We start from the raw sequence: 2,257 nt of genomic DNA on the forward strand, positions 1-2,257 counted from the left end.
GGCAGGACCGGCGGGCCCGCGCGCCACACTGACCCGTTCGCCGATGTCCGCCATCCCCCGCTGTCAGGTTCACCGACGGACCGACATCGGTGCCGCGGCCCACTTCGTCGTTTCCGCGGCGATCAGCGCGGCAAACGCCGCGGAGCTGCCGCCCACCGGCACCGCGCCCATCGCCTGAAGCCGGTCGCGCATGGCGGGTCGGGCCAGTGCCTTGGCTGCCTCGGCTTGCAGCCGCTCCACGATCTCCGAGGATGTGCCCTTGGGCGCAAGCAGGCCGAACCAGGCCACCGCCTCGAAGCCCGGGTAACCCGACTCGGCCACCGTGGCCAGCTCCGGCAATGCCGGCAGCCGCTGCAGGGAAGACACCGCCAACGCGCGCAGCTTGCCCTCGCGCACCAGCGGCAGCGAAGCCGCATTGGCAAAAAACAGCTGCACCCGGCCGGCCATCACATCCGGCAGCGGACTGCCGCTGCTTGGCACATGCACCATGTCCAGCCCGGCCATGGCGTTCAGCAATTCGCCAGCGCGGTGCGACGAGGTGCCGTTGCCGGCCGAGGCATAGCTGAAGCGCCCCGGCTGGCTGCGCGCCAGCGCGACGAACTCGGCCAGCGTGGACACCGGCAGCTCCGGCGGCACCACCAGGACATTGGGCGTGAGCACCAGCTGCGAGATCGGCACCAGGTCGCTCGCCACCTGGTAAGGCGGCTTCACGCCATAGGCCGCGCCGACCACCAGCGCGGCGTCGCCGGAAAGCACCAGCGTATGACCGTCGCCTGCGGCTCTGGCCACCTTGTCCACGCCCAGCGTGCCACCCGCGCCAGGCAGGTTCTCCACCAGCACCGGCACCGCCAGGGATTCGGCCAGGCCCTCTGCCAACAGTCGTCCCACCATGTCCGGCGCCGTTCCGGCGGCAAAGGGCACCACCAGATGCACGGCCCGCCCTGGCCAGGTGCCCTGTGCCAGCGCCGCTCCCTGGGCCGCCAGCAGCAGCAGCCATGTCGTCCAGTTCAGCAATGCGTTTCGCATCGGTGTCTCCTTGAGGGTCAGATCGATGGCTGCCATCCTGCGGCAAAGCCGGGCCGCTGGACGGGGCGGCGGCACAAGCTTGGCTGAGGAAATCCTTAAGATCCGGCAAACCGCCTTTCCCCGGCCTGCCTTGCACGATCCATCATCCATTTTTCCGCCCGCATCGCGGCCCGCCGGCCAGGCGACACGCTTCTCGGTAGGCGACTGGCAGGCCGATGCCTCGCTGGACCAGCTGCAGCATGCCGACGGCCGCCGCCAGAAACTCGAACCGCGTGCCATGCGCCTGCTGGCCACGCTGGCGCAGCGCCCTGGCGAGCTGTTCACCAGCGCGCAACTGATGCTTGCCGTCTGGCCCGGTCTGGTCGTCACGCCCGCGTCGCTTTACGAAGCCGCGGCCCAGCTGCGCAAGGCGCTGGGGCCGGACCACCTCGCCACCGTGCCGCGCAAAGGCTACCGGCTGACCGCGCGGGTGCACGGCCTTGCGGCTGCGCAGGACAACGAGATGGCTCCGGCCCTGGGGCCGCATGCCATCGCCGTGCTGCCATTCCGCCAGCAGGGCCTGACGGGGCAGCATGCCTTCCTGCGCGACAGCTTGGCCGACGCGCTGATCAGCGAGCTCTCGCGCCAGCCTGGCCTGGCAGTCATCTCGCGCGGCACCATGCTGCACTACGACCCGGCCGCCGTGGTACCGCAACAGGTGGCTCGCGAGCTGGGCGTCCAGCAAGTGGTCGAGGGCCTGCTCGGGCTGCATGGCGAGACGCTGGAGATCACGGTGCAAGTCGTCGATGGCCAGCGCGGCACCCAGCGCTGGGCCGACAGCGTGAGCCTGCCGCTGGCCAGATGGCCAGACGCCAGCGGCTTGGTGGTGGGCCGACTGGCGAGGGCGCTGAACCTCGAGCTGCGCGACCTGCTTGCCCACACGCCAGCACCCACCACTCAACCGGGGCTCCAAGCCTGGACCCTGGCAACACGTGCCTGGGTAGAGCTGTTTGGCAAACCCGAGGGGCCAGGCGTGAACGCACGCGCGGCGAACTGGGCCGAAGCAGCATTGGTGCTGCAGTCGCCACTGCCGCTGGCTTCCATCTGCCTGGCTTTTTGCCACTGGCGCGCCGCGCAGTTCGGCTGGGACGACACGCCGCGTGAGCAATTGCTGGCCTGCGCCCTGGCCCAGGCCGAGGCCGCGCTGCAGCACGGCCCGCAGGAGCCCGATGCGCACTATGTGCACGCCTTG

General features: G+C 70.4%; 2 protein-coding genes. One reads left to right on the plus strand and one right to left on the minus strand.

The window, feature by feature from the left end:
* Window positions 1–69: 69 nt before the first annotated feature.
* Entirely contained in the window at window positions 70–1,026 is a 957-nt protein-coding gene (locus FKP22_RS27770) for a tripartite tricarboxylate transporter substrate-binding protein (protein WP_170201132.1), read from the minus strand.
* Between the two features lie 130 nt (window positions 1,027–1,156).
* Between FKP22_RS27770 and FKP22_RS27775 the strand changes: the two genes are divergently transcribed.
* Window positions 1,157–2,257 (plus strand): winged helix-turn-helix domain-containing protein (locus tag FKP22_RS27775; RefSeq protein WP_170201133.1); only part of this gene is annotated, 1,101 nt, incomplete at its 3' end.

Source organism: Ideonella azotifigens (assembly GCF_006519715.1).
GTDB lineage: Bacteria > Pseudomonadota > Gammaproteobacteria > Burkholderiales > Burkholderiaceae_C > Ideonella > Ideonella azotifigens.

Excerpts from the sequence above, each read along its gene's own strand:
- FKP22_RS27770 (WP_170201132.1), bottom strand. The coding sequence starts at position 1,026 with ATGCGAAACGCATTGCTGAACTGGACGACATGGCTGCTGCTGCTGGCG.